At 37.3% G+C, this 16,358-nt stretch carries 13 protein-coding genes; 7 read left to right on the top strand and 6 right to left on the bottom strand.

What is annotated here, in order from left to right:
• Window positions 1-21: 21 nt before the first annotated feature.
• The 6 genes from ACTNEP_RS01875 to gloA2 form a co-directional block, all read right to left on the bottom strand.
• A complete protein-coding gene (locus tag ACTNEP_RS01875) occupies window positions 22-864 on the bottom strand; it encodes a carbohydrate ABC transporter permease (RefSeq protein WP_441159846.1) in 843 nt (280 codons plus the stop codon).
• Window positions 864-1,811: a carbohydrate ABC transporter permease gene (locus ACTNEP_RS01880; RefSeq protein ID WP_441159847.1), complete on the bottom strand. Its 948-nt coding sequence runs from the start codon at window positions 1,809-1,811 to the stop codon at window positions 864-866. The genes ACTNEP_RS01875 and ACTNEP_RS01880 overlap by 1 nt, the downstream gene beginning before the upstream one ends.
• Window positions 1,812-1,958: 147 nt before the next feature.
• The gene (locus ACTNEP_RS01885) at window positions 1,959-3,296 is read right to left on the bottom strand and encodes an ABC transporter substrate-binding protein (RefSeq protein ID WP_441159848.1); all 1,338 of its coding nucleotides are present in this window, start codon (window positions 3,294-3,296) and stop codon (window positions 1,959-1,961) included.
• A gap of 607 nt (window positions 3,297-3,903) precedes the next feature.
• Entirely contained in the window at window positions 3,904-4,761 is an 858-nt protein-coding gene (dat, locus tag ACTNEP_RS01890; RefSeq protein ID WP_441159849.1) for a D-amino-acid transaminase, read from the bottom strand.
• A gap of 191 nt (window positions 4,762-4,952) precedes the next feature.
• Window positions 4,953-5,927 carry an NAD(P)H-quinone oxidoreductase gene (locus tag ACTNEP_RS01895; RefSeq protein ID WP_441159850.1) on the bottom strand — a complete coding sequence of 325 codons (975 nt, stop codon included), beginning with the start codon at window positions 5,925-5,927 and terminating at the stop codon, window positions 4,953-4,955.
• 384 nt (window positions 5,928-6,311) lie between these two features.
• Window positions 6,312-6,695 (bottom strand): SMU1112c/YaeR family gloxylase I-like metalloprotein, encoded by a 384-nt coding sequence (gene gloA2, locus ACTNEP_RS01900; protein WP_441159851.1) that lies wholly within the window; start codon window positions 6,693-6,695, stop codon window positions 6,312-6,314.
• A 574-nt stretch (window positions 6,696-7,269) separates the two neighbouring features.
• Here gloA2 and ACTNEP_RS01905 point away from each other — a divergent pair.
• The 7 genes from ACTNEP_RS01905 (at window position 7,270) to ACTNEP_RS01935 (ending at window position 16,358) form a co-directional block, all read left to right on the top strand.
• Window positions 7,270-8,130 (top strand): glycoside hydrolase family 16 protein, encoded by an 861-nt coding sequence (locus ACTNEP_RS01905; RefSeq protein WP_441159852.1) that lies wholly within the window; start codon window positions 7,270-7,272, stop codon window positions 8,128-8,130.
• Window positions 8,130-9,506, top strand: coding sequence for a glycosyltransferase (locus ACTNEP_RS01910; protein WP_441159853.1), 1,377 nt, complete (start codon window positions 8,130-8,132; stop codon window positions 9,504-9,506). Before ACTNEP_RS01905 ends, ACTNEP_RS01910 begins: the two co-directional genes overlap by 1 nt.
• A 12-nt stretch (window positions 9,507-9,518) precedes the next feature.
• Window positions 9,519-10,460, top strand: a complete 942-nt coding sequence (locus tag ACTNEP_RS01915) for a polysaccharide deacetylase family protein (protein WP_441159854.1) — start codon at window positions 9,519-9,521, stop codon at window positions 10,458-10,460.
• Window positions 10,461-10,660: 200 nt separating this feature from the next.
• The gene (locus ACTNEP_RS01920) at window positions 10,661-11,164 is read left to right on the top strand and encodes an RNA polymerase sigma factor (RefSeq protein ID WP_441159855.1); all 504 of its coding nucleotides are present in this window, start codon (window positions 10,661-10,663) and stop codon (window positions 11,162-11,164) included.
• A complete protein-coding gene (locus ACTNEP_RS01925; RefSeq protein WP_441159856.1) occupies window positions 11,154-11,978 on the top strand; it encodes a hypothetical protein in 825 nt (274 codons plus the stop codon). The genes ACTNEP_RS01920 and ACTNEP_RS01925 overlap by 11 nt, the downstream gene beginning before the upstream one ends.
• A gap of 645 nt (window positions 11,979-12,623) precedes the next feature.
• Complete coding sequence (locus ACTNEP_RS01930; protein ID WP_441159979.1) at window positions 12,624-15,557, top strand: fibronectin type III domain-containing protein; 2,934 nt, start codon at window positions 12,624-12,626, stop codon at window positions 15,555-15,557.
• A gap of 525 nt (window positions 15,558-16,082) precedes the next feature.
• Window positions 16,083-16,358: a hypothetical protein gene (locus tag ACTNEP_RS01935; RefSeq protein ID WP_441159857.1), complete on the top strand. Its 276-nt coding sequence runs from the start codon at window positions 16,083-16,085 to the stop codon at window positions 16,356-16,358.

Consider the following 16,358-nt stretch of genomic DNA (forward strand, 5'->3'; position numbering starts at 1 on the left):
CTCCTTGCAAAGATGTTAGCACTAACCCTTAATACCGGTAGTAGCTATCCCTTCCACAATATAACGTTGGAAAATAAAAAACACAGTTGTAATCGGAATCAAAGAAAGAACGGACATTGCAAAAACTGATCCCCAGGAGGACTCCCCTTGTGAATCAAGGAATAATCTTAAACCTAATGGAACCGTAAAAGTATCCACCGTATTTAAATATAAAATTTGACTAAAGAAATCATCCCATGTCCAAATAAATGTAAAGATCGCTGTTGTTATAAGTACTGGCACCGCTAAAGGCATGATAATCCTTGTGTAAATCTGGAAAATACCGCAACCATCCATAATCGCGCTTTCATCCAATTCTCGAGGAATTCCTCTAAAGAATTGTACCATAAGAAAAATAAAAAAGGCATCTGTAGCTAATATCTTCGGTACAGTTAACGGCAAAATGGTATTAATCCATCCTAAATTATGAAAAATTGTATACTGTGGGATAAGTGTTGCATGTGCCGGAAGCATAATAGTCATTAGCATACAAGCAAACCACAGTTTTTTCAATGGGAATTTTAGCCTAGCAAACGCATAAGCGGCCATCGAACATGTAACAAGATTGGCTAGCACTGCAATGATACTAATTAAGAAAGAATTTTGAAAAAACTGGCCGAATGTCACATTTCTTACTACATTCCAACCATTTATATAATTATCCAAGGTCCATTCTTTCGAGAAAATACCCGGAGATGAGAAAATATGTGTCTCTGGTTTAAAGGAACTTGCAACCATCCATACTACCGGATATAACATTAATAACCCAATAATAATAATGAACAGATGTGTTAAAGCCTTGCTTGTTTTGGTACTTTGATTCATTACAGTTTCCCCCCGTCTTCATAATGCACCCAATATTTTGATGAGAAGAAGATGATCAGAGTCATCACACCTAATACAAATACTAGTACCCATGCCATCGCAGAAGCATATCCCATTTCAAATTGAGTGAATCCTTTTTGATATAAATAGAGGGTGTAGAATAACGTTGAGTTAATTGGTCCACCTGTACCTTCACTAATAATAAAGGCAGAGGTGAAAACTTGAATCGATTTAATTAATTCAATTACTAAGTTAAAGAAAATAACCGGTGATAATAATGGCAATGTAACACGGAAAAATATCTGAGGCTTCGTTCCTCCGTCAACAGCTGCTGCTTCATATAATTCTTTCGGAATTTGTTTTAATCCTGCAAGAAAAATAACCATCGAAGCACCAAATTGCCATGTTGCTAAAATAATGATGGTACCTAATGCATAGTCAGGATGCGAAATCCAACCTTGCCCCTGGATGTTAAAAAAGGCTAAAACTTGATTAACTAATCCGTCAATTTCGAATAAGTTTTTCCAAAGAATTGCAATCGCCACACTTCCCCCCAGTAAGGAAGGTAAATAGTATGTTGTTCGGTAAAAACCAATACCAGCCATTTTTTTATTTAACAGCACTGCTACTAATAAAGCAGCTATCAACTGTGTCGGTACTGCAATGAATACAAACGTTAAAGTAACCTTGGCTGAAGCAATCCATCTTTGATCCTGGAACATCTCTATAAAATTCGCAAGGCCGATCCACTCTGGTGTATTCAGTAAGTCAAAACGAGTGAATGATAAATAAAGCGAACTGATCATCGGTCCCAAGATTAGTCCTAGAAAGCCAATTAGCCACGGTAATAAAAATACATATGCGGCAATATATTGCTTTCGATTTTCCCTAGATACTTTCATCTTTTTCTTTATAGTTGGTGTTGCCAAAGCTTCTGTATTTTTCATTGTCACCCCTCCTAATATTGCTAGATATTGAAGTCTTCATCTCAGTAAACCAATCTTGTTGATTTCCTGAAATTAACGTAATTAAGACTTCAAAAGATGGATAGAGCAAAGTGACTCACTTGAGCCACTTTGTTATCCCTTGACTATTTATTCTTCTACTTCTTCATTTTCGTACTTTTCGATATTGCCGAGTAATTCTTCGTAATAGTCCTCAGCAGCGTCATCTATAGATTTTTGATCATAGTAGATAATTTGCTCAGTTTCTGTGAATAATTGGGTATTTTCATTGTATCCAGGTAAGTTAGGAATAAATGGAGCATCTGATGTTTCACTAACTAAGTCAATATATGAGTAGACTGCCTCATCCAATTCACTTGCATGATCCATTAAGTTTTCACGGACATCAGCGTTAACCGGTGCACCTCGGTCATTTCCTAATACTTCTGTCGCTTCGATGTTATTCACAAAGAAATCCATAAACTTAGCAGCCTCTTCTGGATGCGGTGTATCCTTATATGCCGCGAAATATTGACTAGGTCTTAAAGAAACACCGTTTTTACCAGTCTCTGAATTATATGGGTATGGATATAATTCAAATTCATCCTCTGACGCCCCTGTATATGCACCTAATTGGTTACTCGCAATCGATTCAATCGCAACATCACGTTGCACAATTAGTGATTGTTCTGGTGTTTGAGATGCTGTCACTTGTACTTCTGGAATGGCCGCTCCACCATTCTCCCGAAGCTCTTTCCATAAATGGAACCACTCTTTGACATCCTCTGCATCGAAGCCAATTTCACCATCTAAATACGTAAACTTATCTGTTTGGGCCAAAAAGACACCGAAACCATCTTCACCAAAGTCACCTGCACCATACATTCCCTCGATATTTTCTGTTAATTGAGGTGTTAATTCTTTAAAATCCTCCCAAGTCCATTCTTTACTTGGCATCGAAATACCAGCTTCTTCAAATGCTGTTTTATTTAATAATAGTCCCCAAGCTGTTGTTCCGAGTGTCACACCATAAAATTGTCCATCAAATGTCGCCGAATCGATCATGCTTTCATCATGCGCACTTATATCTAATTCATTTCCTACATAATCATCTAATGGTAAAATAACATCTCGTGCAACAAAGTCGTTTAAGTTACCACCAAATTGAATAACATCAGGAGCATTACCCGCTGCTAGTTGTGTATTTAACTTATCAAAATAACCATCAAAGCCCGAATACTCAGCCTCAATCGTTACATGAGGATTTTCCTCTTCGTACATTTCAATTACTTGCAATGTACGATCATGTCGTTCTTGACCACCCCACCATGCTACTCGTAAAGTGATCTCTCCATCATCACTACTTTCTGTGTCTGTTGAACTCTCTGAGCCTGTATTTTCTTCTTGTTCACTTGCAGAGTCTGAACTGCAGGCAACGAACAATGCAGCCAAAAGCGCTAAAATAATAAATAAATACCACTTTTTCATCACTAATAACCCCTTTCTATCTTAAAGTTAAGTCCATTTTATATTGTAAGCCTTTTCAAATGAATAAAGAAAAGTAAGGGCATACATAAGAAATCTTAGGTGGTTTGAAAAAAAGGCTATGCGGAACGGGCAGAACAAGGGAACATATTATTTTCTTTTTTTCATTCATAATCATTTTTTAGGTGCACATATTATAAGTAAGCCATTCAAAGGAGTTGAATACGATGCCAAAGAAGAAATATAACCTAAAAAATGTCAGAGCAAATACAGAGCGTAATTTCATGGCAACAAACACTACTATGCCACAAAACAGAACAAAATCAAAATAAAGCGCATAAAGAAAGAGAAGACCATATCTCACTAGCCTTCTCTTTCTTTTCATCGTACTTTTATGTTTAGGACCCATTTAGTTCCTGATACTTGCTTACATAATCGTTTTGATTTGCTTGGCTTGCATCACTAAAACGGTATAAACAAAGTGGGCTTAAAAGAAAGAGACAAGGTGGTTCGGTTAAAATCCCGTTAAACACCACGATGATTAGCAAAAAAAATAAGAACAGAACCAGCCAAACCTTTATGCATAATGAAAGGGACAAACAAATGTCCCTTATTCCATAAAATCATATACACGTTTTCGATAATATTGGTGCAATCTTTTAGTAATTTCTCCTATTTCATTATTGTTTACACGTAGATCGTCTATTTGAATGATTGGAACTATTTCGAGTGGTGTCGCAGTCAGAAAACACTCATCAGCATTCTGTAATTCTTCTACTGCTATTTCTCGTTCTTCCACAGGAATCCCTAATTCACCCGCAAACATCAATGTTTTTTTCCTAGTAATACCGCCGAGAATATAATTATTCGTTGGATGAGTATGTATCACTCCGTCTTTTATCATATAAAAATTGGAAGCACCACATTCACGGACAATATTATCCCGATGAAATAGAGGTTCGTGAAATCCGTTACGTTGTGCTTTTGTTCGAGCCAACACATTGCCTAACAAATTCAATGACTTAATATCACAGCGAAGCCAGCGAATATCTTCTTGTAATGTCACCTTTACCCCTTTTTCCCACATTTCTACTGGCTTGTCGAAACGATCAACTGTTGCATAGAAAATGGCATCTAATCCTTCCTTATAGGCATGGTCTCTCGGCTGCATTCCTCTTGTTACTTGCAAATAAAGCTTGCCATCGCTAGTAAAACTATTCTTCTCGATAAGATTCTTTAATAATTGTATTATTGTTGATCGAGAAAACGGAGTACGAATTGCTAATTGTTCCATCGAATAAAACAAGCGGTCTAAATGCCAATCCAAAGCATGCAGCTTCCCGTCATATATACGAATTACTTCATATACCCCGTCACCAAATTGATACCCACGGTCTTCGAAAGAAACCAATGCATTTTCCTTCTTACGCTCCACTATTTCATGGTTCCATAGCATATAGTCTGTCATTTCTAAAAACCTCCTTTATGGTTCAATATTAACATATGTCTAACTAGAATACGTTAGTCTTTCTCTTATTTTGTTACAACCGATTTTCTAAAAATATTCGTCAAAAATTGGTTTATTTCCCAGGAAATAGACTGCCATTTCTTATTGGTACGTTTGTTGCGTCTTTTTGTTCGCTTCAAAAGTAATACTTTCTATAATCGTAAGATGATTTTCCCGATGTTTTTGTTTGCTTCCATATGTTGATGAGCTTTAGCTACTTCACTGATAGGAAAGATAGTGTCGATTACTGGTTGAATCTTACCCTGTTCAAAGTAGTCGAAAGCATTATTGATAAAATCCTTGCTTAGTTCCGCTTTATATTTATCACTTCGAGGTGTTAATAATGTACCTGTTAATTGAATTCGTTTTGCCATTAAGTCCATAAGGCGAATCTGGTTTACCGTACTGCCACCTAACACACCGATTAATACCCATCTACCATCAACAGCAATACACTGAGAATTTTGCTCCCAATAGCTTGCGCCAACAAAATCAAGAATTACGTCCACACCTTTTCCGTTTGTTGCTTGTAATACCTCTTCAGCAAAATCCTGTTCCTTGTAATTAATCATCGTATCAGCACCTAATTTACTACAATACGCTAGTTTCTCTTCGGAACCAGCAGTAACAAGTATCTTTGCGTTAGACAGTATGTTAGCTAATTGAATTGCAGCTGTTCCAACCCCACTTCCACCAGCATGAATCAAAACAGTTTCATCCTTTTTCAACTTACCAATCCAATATAACGTTTGAAAAGCTGTTAAAAACACTTCAGGAATTGCTGCAGCCTCCTCAAAGCTCAACACATCAGGAATCTTCATCGCTCTATCAGCAGGCATCGCTACTTTCTCAGCATATCCACCACCGTTCACTAAACCCATTACACGGTCCCCTTGTTTAAATTCCTTATGCCCGTTAGGATCTGCCACTACACCTGCTACCTCTACTCCTATAATTGGATTTTCGACATAACCTAATTTTCCTTCCCGATTTAAAATATCCGTGCGATTTACCGCAGTTGCATGTACTTCAATTAATAAATCAGCTGCTGCTAATTTCGGCTCAGGCACATCCGTATACATTAATTGATCTGGCCCACCCGGCTCTTTCACGATAATTCCTTTCATTGATATCCTCCTAGCTAACAATTTTGATGCCATTATATCATAAGAGATACTACAGAACTCGGCACACCTAGCCTTACCTGATGTTAATTTCAGCTAAATTATCTGCACAAGTAAAAAAAACATAGAGGATCCTGCTCTATGCTTTTCTAAATGCTCTTCGTTCCGCATATGGAACACATTGAAAACAAACTGGAATTTTTTCGTCCTTATCATTATAATAATAACTTGGTTTAACTGGTTTTTTTCCACATACACCACAATTTTTACGACGAAAGATTTTTGAAAGAAACTTCACATTACCTCTCCTTTGTAAATTAATTGTAGTAGTTGATAGATCACAATCCTTACTGAAGTAAATGAAATATTTATTCAATATATTATTTATTATACTTCATATATTTCTATTGGTAATTGATCAGGATCTTGAAAGAAAGTAAAGCGTTTATTCGTCACTGGATCTATCCTTATCTTTTCTACATATATTCCTTTTTTTTCGAGAATTGCTACAGTCTTATCCACATTCTCCACCGAAAAGGCAAGATGTCTTAGACCACATGCCTCCGGAAAGCTGGGACGATCTGGTGGATCCGGAAAAGAAAATAGCTCGATAACATATTGATTATTCAGAGCCAAATCTAATTTATAAGAATTCCTTTCTTTACGATATATTTCTTTTATTACTGACAAACCTAACTTGTTAACGTAAAAATCTTTCGATACCTGATAATCAGAACAAATTATTGCAATATGATGAATTCCTACAAACATTCTTATTCCCTCCCAATCTTCATTACCCACCGATATTTTACACAAAAACCCACTTGAAAGAACAATAATCGATTTCAACTAGTGAAAAAAACGAAGCGCGTCCGTACAACATGGATAGATCAATGAAAAGAATATCAAAAGACGAATCCGATAATGTGTTTGTATTTAGAAAGATATTCTTGACTTGTAATTAATCCTTGTTATTGCTTTATATAATGTTGATTATCCCAGTTACCCAACAAATCCTTGCCTTCCTCTTTCATTCACTGAAAAGGATCTATATTGTTTTTATATTTTTACAGCAAACCATCTCAGGAACAGCTAGGTTTTTTACTTATATAAAAGATCTGGTTATACTTTTATTCATTTATAAAATGACGAAATTTTAAGTAAACGAACGTTTTATTCTTTTTAAAGAACAAAAACAGGTTATTTTTCTTTAAAACGAACGAATATGACCTTTTTCAATCCATACCATTTCGATTATACTAGACACAGTTCATTATATAGAACGAAAGAACCATGATTATTTCCTTATGTTCTTTATAAAATAAATTTAGTGGATGTGATATGGATGAGACATGTAACTATTTATCTTTTCTTACTGTTAAGCATGCTATTACCCAGCTTTTTTCCTGAAACTGTTATAGCTAAACCGTCCAGCCATGACATTCGATTGAGTAACCATAAATCAAACCAGATTGAAACATTTATCCAACAGTTCTCAATAAAGAACAAGTACAAAGAAGACGGCTGGACATTAATTTGGCAGGAAGAGTTTGAACAAAACAAGCTGGATCAAGCAAAGTGGAATATAGAGAATTGGGCAGCGGAAAAGAATAATGAATGGCAATATTACACACCTAACAATATAAAAGTTTCCGATGGTAAGCTTAAACTCATCAGCAAAAAAGAGAATTATAATGGGCGCTCCTACACATCTGCTGCTATTCATTCTAAAGATAAGTTTTACTTTCGATATGGGAAAGTGGAGATACGTGCCAAGCTTCCAAGTGGAAAAGGTATTTTCCCCGCATTCTGGATGATGCCAAATATTGATAATCAATGGTTGCCAGAGATTGATATTTTCGAAATGCTTGGCCATCAGCCAAACGAAATTTGGATGGTACAACACTGGTTGGATGAGAACCAACAACTTACTAGTAAATCAGATCATTTTATCGGTGATGACGATTTTTCAAAAGACTTCCACACCTTCTCCCTTGAATGGTCAGTTGATTCAATCAAGTGGTACATCGATGGTATCGAGCGATTCCAAACCAACAACTCAAGCCCTCAGGTTGATATGTATTTATATTTGAACACTGCAATTGGTGGCGATTGGCCAGGAAGTCCTGATAATACGACGATTTTTCCGCAAACATTTGAAGTGGATTACGTAAGAGTTTATCAGCAAAAAGGAGTCGACCAATAATGCTATTAAAAATCACGCTTGTTCTGTTTATATTTTATATCTTCTTTCAATTGCTGTACATCCTCTATCCTCTCTATGCAGTTAGTAAAAAAAATGCAATCAATAGATTAAACAAGGAAAAAGGCATTAGTGTGATTATTCCTGCTTATAACGAGGAAAAAATTATTTTGAACTGCCTCGAAGGCATTATTAATTTAGAATATGAGAATGCTGAAATTATTTTCGTAAATGATGGCTCGAAGGATCATACTTTCTCAATCTTACAACAATATTTAGACCTCAAAGCAACATGCAAGAAATTACCTGCTGTTAAAATACCACATGAAAAAATTAAAGATATTTATCAATCGAAGCTTTATCCTAAAATCTATTTAATTGATAAAGTAAACGGAGGGAAAGCAGATGCTCTTAATGCAGGAATAGAATATGCCGCAAAAGAAATTGTAGTGACATTGGATGCAGATAGTATTCTTGACCCTGAATCTTTACATGCCATTAATACGTCTTTTGAAGATGAAAGAATCATTGCTGCCGGAGGAATGGTACAGATTAAACAAGGGTTTCATGAAATCATCCTCAAACCGCGCCCCACTTTTAAATTGAAAGGACTAGTTCGATATCAGGTTGTTCAATATATGACAGCTTTTTATTTACACAAATTAACACAAGCAAAACTTAATTCGATTATTGTGATCGCAGGTGCTTTTGGAGCATTTCGAAAACAGGCACTTTTTGATGCTAACGGTTATCGGAAAACGGTTGGAGAAGATATGGACATCACGTTAAAAATGCATCAATTAATGAAGACTAATAAACAATATAAGACAAGCAAATTAGCTTTTATACCACAAGCAATATGTTATACAGAATGCCCTGATACCTTCCGGGAGCTTTTTAATCAAAGAATCCGCTGGCAAAAGGCATTTGTCGATTGTGTTTTCTATTTTAAAACATCATTTTTTCGTCATTTAGGGTTTCGTCTTTCCTTCTTTTTCATCTTTGAATCATTATTATTAGGGACCTTGAATGCATTTCCAATCATGGTTATCCCAATTGCTTTAATAATCAATAGTGATAATTATATGGTCGCTCTTGCTCTTTTTTCTGTAACAGTATTTCTGTCTATTTACCAAAGCATTGTAACAATCATTGTTGGCGAACGATTCGGTACGAGATATTCCAATAAACATCTAAAAAGTTTACTGTTTTTTATCCCATTTGAAACAATTACGTACCGACTGATGGGGTTGCTGTTCGTTATAACAGGTACTTTGATGTATTTTAAAAACAAAGATAGCTGGTATGTCTCTAAGCGCATCGGTGACGGTCAGCAGTCATCAACTGTTGAAGTTTTACTTAATAATAAAATAGTTTAGGAGTGTTACCTAATGATTAGAAAGCATTTATTTAATATTATCTTTACCATGATATTTTTAGGGTTGTTTTCTATTATTATTGGCTTCTATTATGATGATGTCTCACGTGCGTTATATGAAGATGATCTCTTCCCAGCAGATAAATCCTTCGATATTCAAACTTGTCAGAATTGGCGAGATAATGTTCGCCAATTCAACCTCACAGATCAAAACAAAGCTGATCAAGTTACAGTATTAATGTATCATCGAATAATCGAGGAAGAGCAGCTCGAGGATATTCATCTTGAAGCAAATGGAGAAATCGTCTCCACTGTCATGATTAAGTCTACATTTGATCAGCAAATGCAGTTGTTAAAGGAGGAAGGATTCACAACACTCACACTGAAAGAATTAGAACTATTTATTAAAGGAAAATTAGATGTACCGGAACGTAGTATTGTGCTTACATTTGATGACGGCTTTACAGACAATGCAATAGAAGTCGCTCCAGTGCTTCGTGAATATGGCTTTACTGGTGTCAGCTTTGTCATTACCGGAGCAGTCAACATGTATGATGCAAAATATCAGCCAGGTAAGTACCAATATTTCAGTGTCGAAGATGTACAGTATACGTGTGATGTATTCGAATTTGAAAGTCACACCTACAATTTCCATAAAAGAATGGATGATGACACTCCATATTTAATTGGGAAACCAGATGAGCTAGTACGTAAAGATTTAGAAGCAAGCATCATCAATCTCGACGGTAATACACAAGCTTTCGCCTCTCCATATGGAGCATTTGACGAAGGCAATATCCAACTATTCAAAGAGCTGGGCTTTAACATGGCATTTACTGTAATTCCGGATACCGTTGTACCAGGGGAGACAGCTATCTATCAAATTCCAAGGAAAGAGGTCTTTCCACACGAATCAATGAAAGAATTTAAAGAAAAAATAGGATTACAGGACTAAGAAATAACTACTTATCAATAGACGTTTGAGTAAAGAACATTAGCGATATTTTAAAAAGCAATTGCTAGCCATACTCATCATAAAAAAGAATGAATCCTTTTTCACATTGGACCGTTCTTTTTTTGTGCAAATAGTGTAATGTTTTGGTATAAACGTCGTCTAATAAGTAAAGAAAAAACAAAAGACAGGGAGGTCACGGAATGGATGAAGAGTTAATTACAGATTGGTTTGATGCCTATGCTGATGATGTATATCGTTTTTTAATCTATTACACTTCCACATCAGATGTCGAAGATCTGGTTCAAGAGGTGTTCATTAAAGCAATTGATCGATATGATTCTTTCAAGGGAGCATCGAGTCCTAAAACATGGTTAATCTCCATTGCTCGAAATTTAGCGATAGATGAAGCGAGAAAACAAAAACGGAAAGACTGGCGCAAGCTGATCAAATCTTATGAGGAGAAAATCGACATATCCCCAGAGGATCAACATCTTTTAAACGAAAGAAAGCTGGAACTGCATCAAGCAATAGCTAAACTTAAACAGGAGTATCGGGATGTCGTCATCCTGCGAGGAATTGAAGAATTGTCCGTTTCAGAAACGGCAAATATTTTAAAATGGTCCGATTCGAAGGTGAGAGTGACGTTTCACCGTGCCATCAAGACTTTAAAACTGCAAGTGAAGGAGGTTTATTATGAGTCATAACGAAGACGATTTAATAAAGGAGCTAAATAAGTTGAAAACAAATGCCCAATTAGATCCATATAAAAAAGAGTCGATCAAAAAGGAACTACAACAGCATGCCAAGAAAAAAAGGGCTAAATCGAAAACAAAGCATACCTTTATCTGGCTGTCTACTGCCGCAGCTGTCTTGATTTGCGGTGTACTGGTATATACGATGATCACTAATGACCAAATCACTTTGCCTGCAGATGACAACGAGCAAAATCAAGAGGTTGGCGTAACTAGCGAGGATCCACAAAATCCAGATGAGATGGAAGGAATCGATGAAGGTGAAACTCCTCTTGAAAATGAGCCAACTAATAATGAAGAAGCAGATACTTCTTTCTCAATAGAAGAAACTGGCACAGATACGACAACCATTGTAATTGAAGGTAATGAAGAAGCTACAAATGTCACCAATTTTCTAATTGAGCCATATGGGATTCACTACCAAATCGATGAGTTGCTAAGTAATTATACGATTGAAAATAATACGATACGCCATTACAGTGATGAGAATACGGCATCTATTACACTTAGTGTGGAAGAAGGTACGCCGATAGAAACGGTAGCTGAGGAAATGCAAACACAATACGATATTACCGAGGATCCGGAAGAACTACCTGCTACTGAAAATTCATACGTCGGCTTAATGCAACACAGTACTCCACCTCCACAAGGCTACTATCTATACCAAATTGATGACAACGTACTAATCATTCAATACGAATACGACATTGAAGCTGGTGATGGAATAGATCCACGACTTGGTTTATTGAGACAATCAATAGAATAAACGTTACCATCATGAGGCTGAGACAAAATGAATGAGGAAGAACGAGCGCAGATCCCGACTATCTGATGCAGCACAAGTAAAATAAGAAGTCTCCTGTCGGAACAGCATGAACTGAACATCCATTTAGTAAAGTTAGTTGCTGCCGTGCCCGACAGGATAGAACACTTTGCGAAACTGATTTGTACTCGAGCAGATCTTGTGTCTAGAGTAAAAGCGAAATATTATAACCATGTAGTGAGAGCGTATAGCTATTCCTGTTCGTATTTTTCCTATTCACTTGTCTCATTCTCATCTTTTTAGATCTTTTTCCCCTATACAACAACTTGGCTAATAACCTGTTGATCATATATTCCCTTCAAACCTATTAAAAAACAGACATGTTTGTTTAAAAAACAGAGATTACCTTGACGAAATTATTTCTCTTCTCTACTCTTAAACATAATCAGGAAATCCGGATTCTTGATTACCGTCACACATTTCTTTTTCTGTAGAAAATTGTAAGCGTTATCATTATTTAGTCCTAAGACTTATGGACTGCCTACACCCCAATAAAGGTGGTGATAGATGCACTTGATCCACTCTAGCACCATAGAACCTCATAAAGGAATGTAAAACAATCCAAAAAATAGGAGGTTTTTTCTTTTGGTGAAGAAAATTTCCATTATCCTGATTACTGTATTAGTCGTTAGTCTATTCCCAAGCAATCTAACCAATTCTATTCAAGCAGAAACAAATGACGGTTACTTATTTGACTTTGGTTCAGCCGATAGTCCTGTTGCTGATGGCTACACACAAGTGGCCAATACCTTACTTTATGACGAAGATAGAGGCTATGGATTAAGTGTTGCTGTCGATAATCGTGATCGCGGTAACCCAGATGACCTACGTCGTGATTTTGTGATCGGCTCTGATTACTCTTTTATCCTTGACATACCGAATGGAGATTATTTCGTACGTATTATTGCCGGTGATGATATTGCTTTCAATCGCTCGAGCTTTAACATCAACGGGGAGGATTATGGAAGTATTACATCAAGTGCTGGTGAATATGCTGAGTTAACAACTGACGTAACGGTTACTGATGAAAAATTAACGATTGATATTGGAGAAAATGGCCGAATTAATGGACTAGAGATTGTTTCCATGACACAAATCGACAGTCTAACAGTGGACTCGATTTCCTTTTCAGCAGATAGTGAGGTAGCTTTGTCATGGCAAAGTGATCCGAACGCTAGTCATTATAATATTTATCGTAAAGGAGAAAATGACGAAGATTTTGAGAAAATTGATGAAACCACAGAAGCAACCTATACTGATACTACCGTTGAATTGGGCTACAGTTACACGTATGCTGTAACACTTGTGCATACATCCGGTATTGAATCAGACAAAAGTAACGAAGTATCTGCTTCGATCATCAATGAGGAGGTGGAAACTGCTCAGGCTCCAAGCAATTTATCTGTAAATAATGCCGAGCTTGATAACGTGACATTAAGCTGGGATCCTGTCGATCAGGCAATTCTGTATTATGTATACCGGGCTAATTTTAATCCGCAAGACTATCCAGAAGGAGCTGTCGAATTTGAGAAAGTCGGTACCACTTCCGAAACTAGTTTTACCGATGACTCGATTTTAACGTACAGAAATTATTATTATCAGGTTCGTGCTGTAAATGAAGGCGGTATTTCGGCTTCATCCAATACCATAGAATCTCCGGTAACCGAAGTAAAAAAACGCCAGATGGAACAACTGGATCGGGCATTAGTGGCGGTTGAATCAGACGGAGGCGTATATCTCGGGTGGAAGATGCTTGGCACTGATCCGAAAGATGTTAAATTTAATGTATATCGTGATGGCAAAAAAATTAACAAAAAGCCAATTGAAGACAGTACGAATTATTTTGATGAAAATGGCACAGCAGATTCTACCTATCAGGTGAAAATAATGAAAGGTAGTGGAGATAAAGTTACGAAAGAAGTGAATGTCTGGAGTGAGAATTACTTAAGTATTCCATTAGATAAGCCTGAGGGTGGGACTACACCAGATGGAGTAGACTATACGTATAGCGCAAATGATGCCAGTGTAGGGGACCTAGACGGAGACGGGGAATACGAGATTATTTTAAAATGGGATCCTTCCAACTCAAAAGATAATTCCCAATCCGGTTATACTGGAAACGTCTATCTCGATGCTTATAAACTGGATGGTACGAAGTTATGGCGTTTAGATCTTGGTCGCAATATTCGAGCTGGTGCTCATTATACACAATTCCTGGTATACGACTTTGATGGTAATGGGAAATCAGAGGTCGTATTAAAAACAGGAGATGGAACAATTGATGGTGAAGGTAATGTAATCGGAGATCCAGATGCTGACTGGCGTAACAGCAGTGGCTATATATTAGATGGTCCTGAATACCTAACGGTGTTTGAAGGCGAAACAGGCAAAGCGTTAACCACAACTGACTACACACCGGCACGTGGCAATCTGAATGATTGGGGAGATAACTATGGCAACCGTGCTGATCGTTTCCTTGCTGCTGTGGCCTACCTTGATGGAGAACGTCCAAGCTTTATAATGGCAAGAGGTTACTATACACGTTCCGTACTTGTCGCTTATAACTGGCGTGATGGTGAGCTAACCCAAGAATGGATATTTGATAGTGACGGGGAAGGTAATCAAGACTATGCTGGCCAAGGAAACCATAGCCTTTCTGTAGCCGATGTTGATCAAGACGGTAAAGACGAAATCATTTATGGAGCAGCAGTTATAAATGATGATGGTACAGGGCTTTACTCAACCGGTTGGGGACATGGAGACGCCCAACATGTCGGTGATTTGAACCCTAATCGTCCAGGTCTTGAAATTTTTCAAGTTCATGAGAATGCCTCCATTCCAATTGGATATGGTATCCGTGATGCAGCAACAGGCGAAAAACTTTTTGGAGTGGATATTAATGCAGATGTAGGTCGAGGACTAGCTGCTGATATCGATCCACGCTATGACGGTGCAGAATTCTGGTCATCTTCAGCTTGGGATGGTAGCGCAGGAAATGGTCTTCATGCCGTAGACGGTGAACTCATTTCAGAAAATATTCCGCAGTCGGTCAATCATGCCATTTGGTGGGATGGTGATCTCGGTCGAGAACTACTTGATCATACTTTTGATGAGAACAATGATCCACATGGAGTTGGCAAAATTGATAAATGGGATTATGAAAATGAAGAGCTCATTAACCTGTTAACTCCAGAAGGAACACGAAGTAACAATTGGACAAAAGGGAATCCTTCTTTACAAGCAGATATACTAGGAGATTGGCGTGAAGAAGTAATTTGGCCATCAGCTGATAGCGAAGAATTACGACTTTACACCACTACTGATCTCACGGAAGAAAAAATTTACACCTTAATGCATGATCCGGTTTACCGTCTATCGATTGCATGGCAAAATGTAGGATATAATCAGCCTCCACACACTGGGTTTTTCTTAGGCTACAATATGGAGGAGCCTCCTAGACCAGCTATTGAAACCGGCGATAAACTATTCGGTCCGGATAAAAATTCCAAGAAAAAGAACTAAGCAACATCAAAGAGGCTCGGGCAAAAGAATTTATCATCACAGCAATCCAAACGATTCAAATAGACTTGTAATCGTTTGGATTTTCCTATTCATTAAGAAAATACTACGCACATACTTTTTTGAAAGGCGATATACGCCTAACTACCGCTTCGGCTTGCACACTTCGCTTTTACCCATAGGGCATAAGTCAACATCTGTTCAAGCAAGCTTTCACCGTGTATCCTATACCGCGGGGCGTGTCTTCAGCTAACTTTTGTAAAGAATGTCACTTTTCCAAGCGGTCTTTGATTGGAAAAGTTAGCTGAAGATAAAACCCCACGAAAGGAAAATGGGCAGCCGGAGCGATGGGCAAGTACAAGCATTATTTCAAGATTTCTACATAGGTTAGTGAACAGTATCCTTATATTGCACAACAAAACTTATTGCATCGTTTCGTATTTGATGTGAAGAAAATAGATTTTATGTATATTTCCCGCTGTACTTCATCACATTATAATTATGACCATACACTGAGGAGGAAAGACATTGAAAAAAGGAAATAATATCTCTAGCCTACAGGATCAAAGTCCACTTGCACAGGCTCAACAATCGATTTTGCATTTACAGCGGGCAATTAAACAAGCACAAAGTCATATCAATGAAGAAATTCTTGAGCAAATTAAGGATTCTATAAACAAAGCGGAGCGCTCCCTAGCTCAAGCGGAAAATGTAACAGATGATCAACAGGCACTAAGCTTCGTGCGTCAACAGTTAGTAGAACAACAGCAAGTTTTTCAGGATCTGACGCAACAAAACAGGTGA

This window comes from Gracilibacillus sp. HCP3S3_G5_2 (assembly GCF_052063305.1).
Lineage (GTDB): Bacteria > Bacillota > Bacilli > Bacillales > Amphibacillaceae > Gracilibacillus.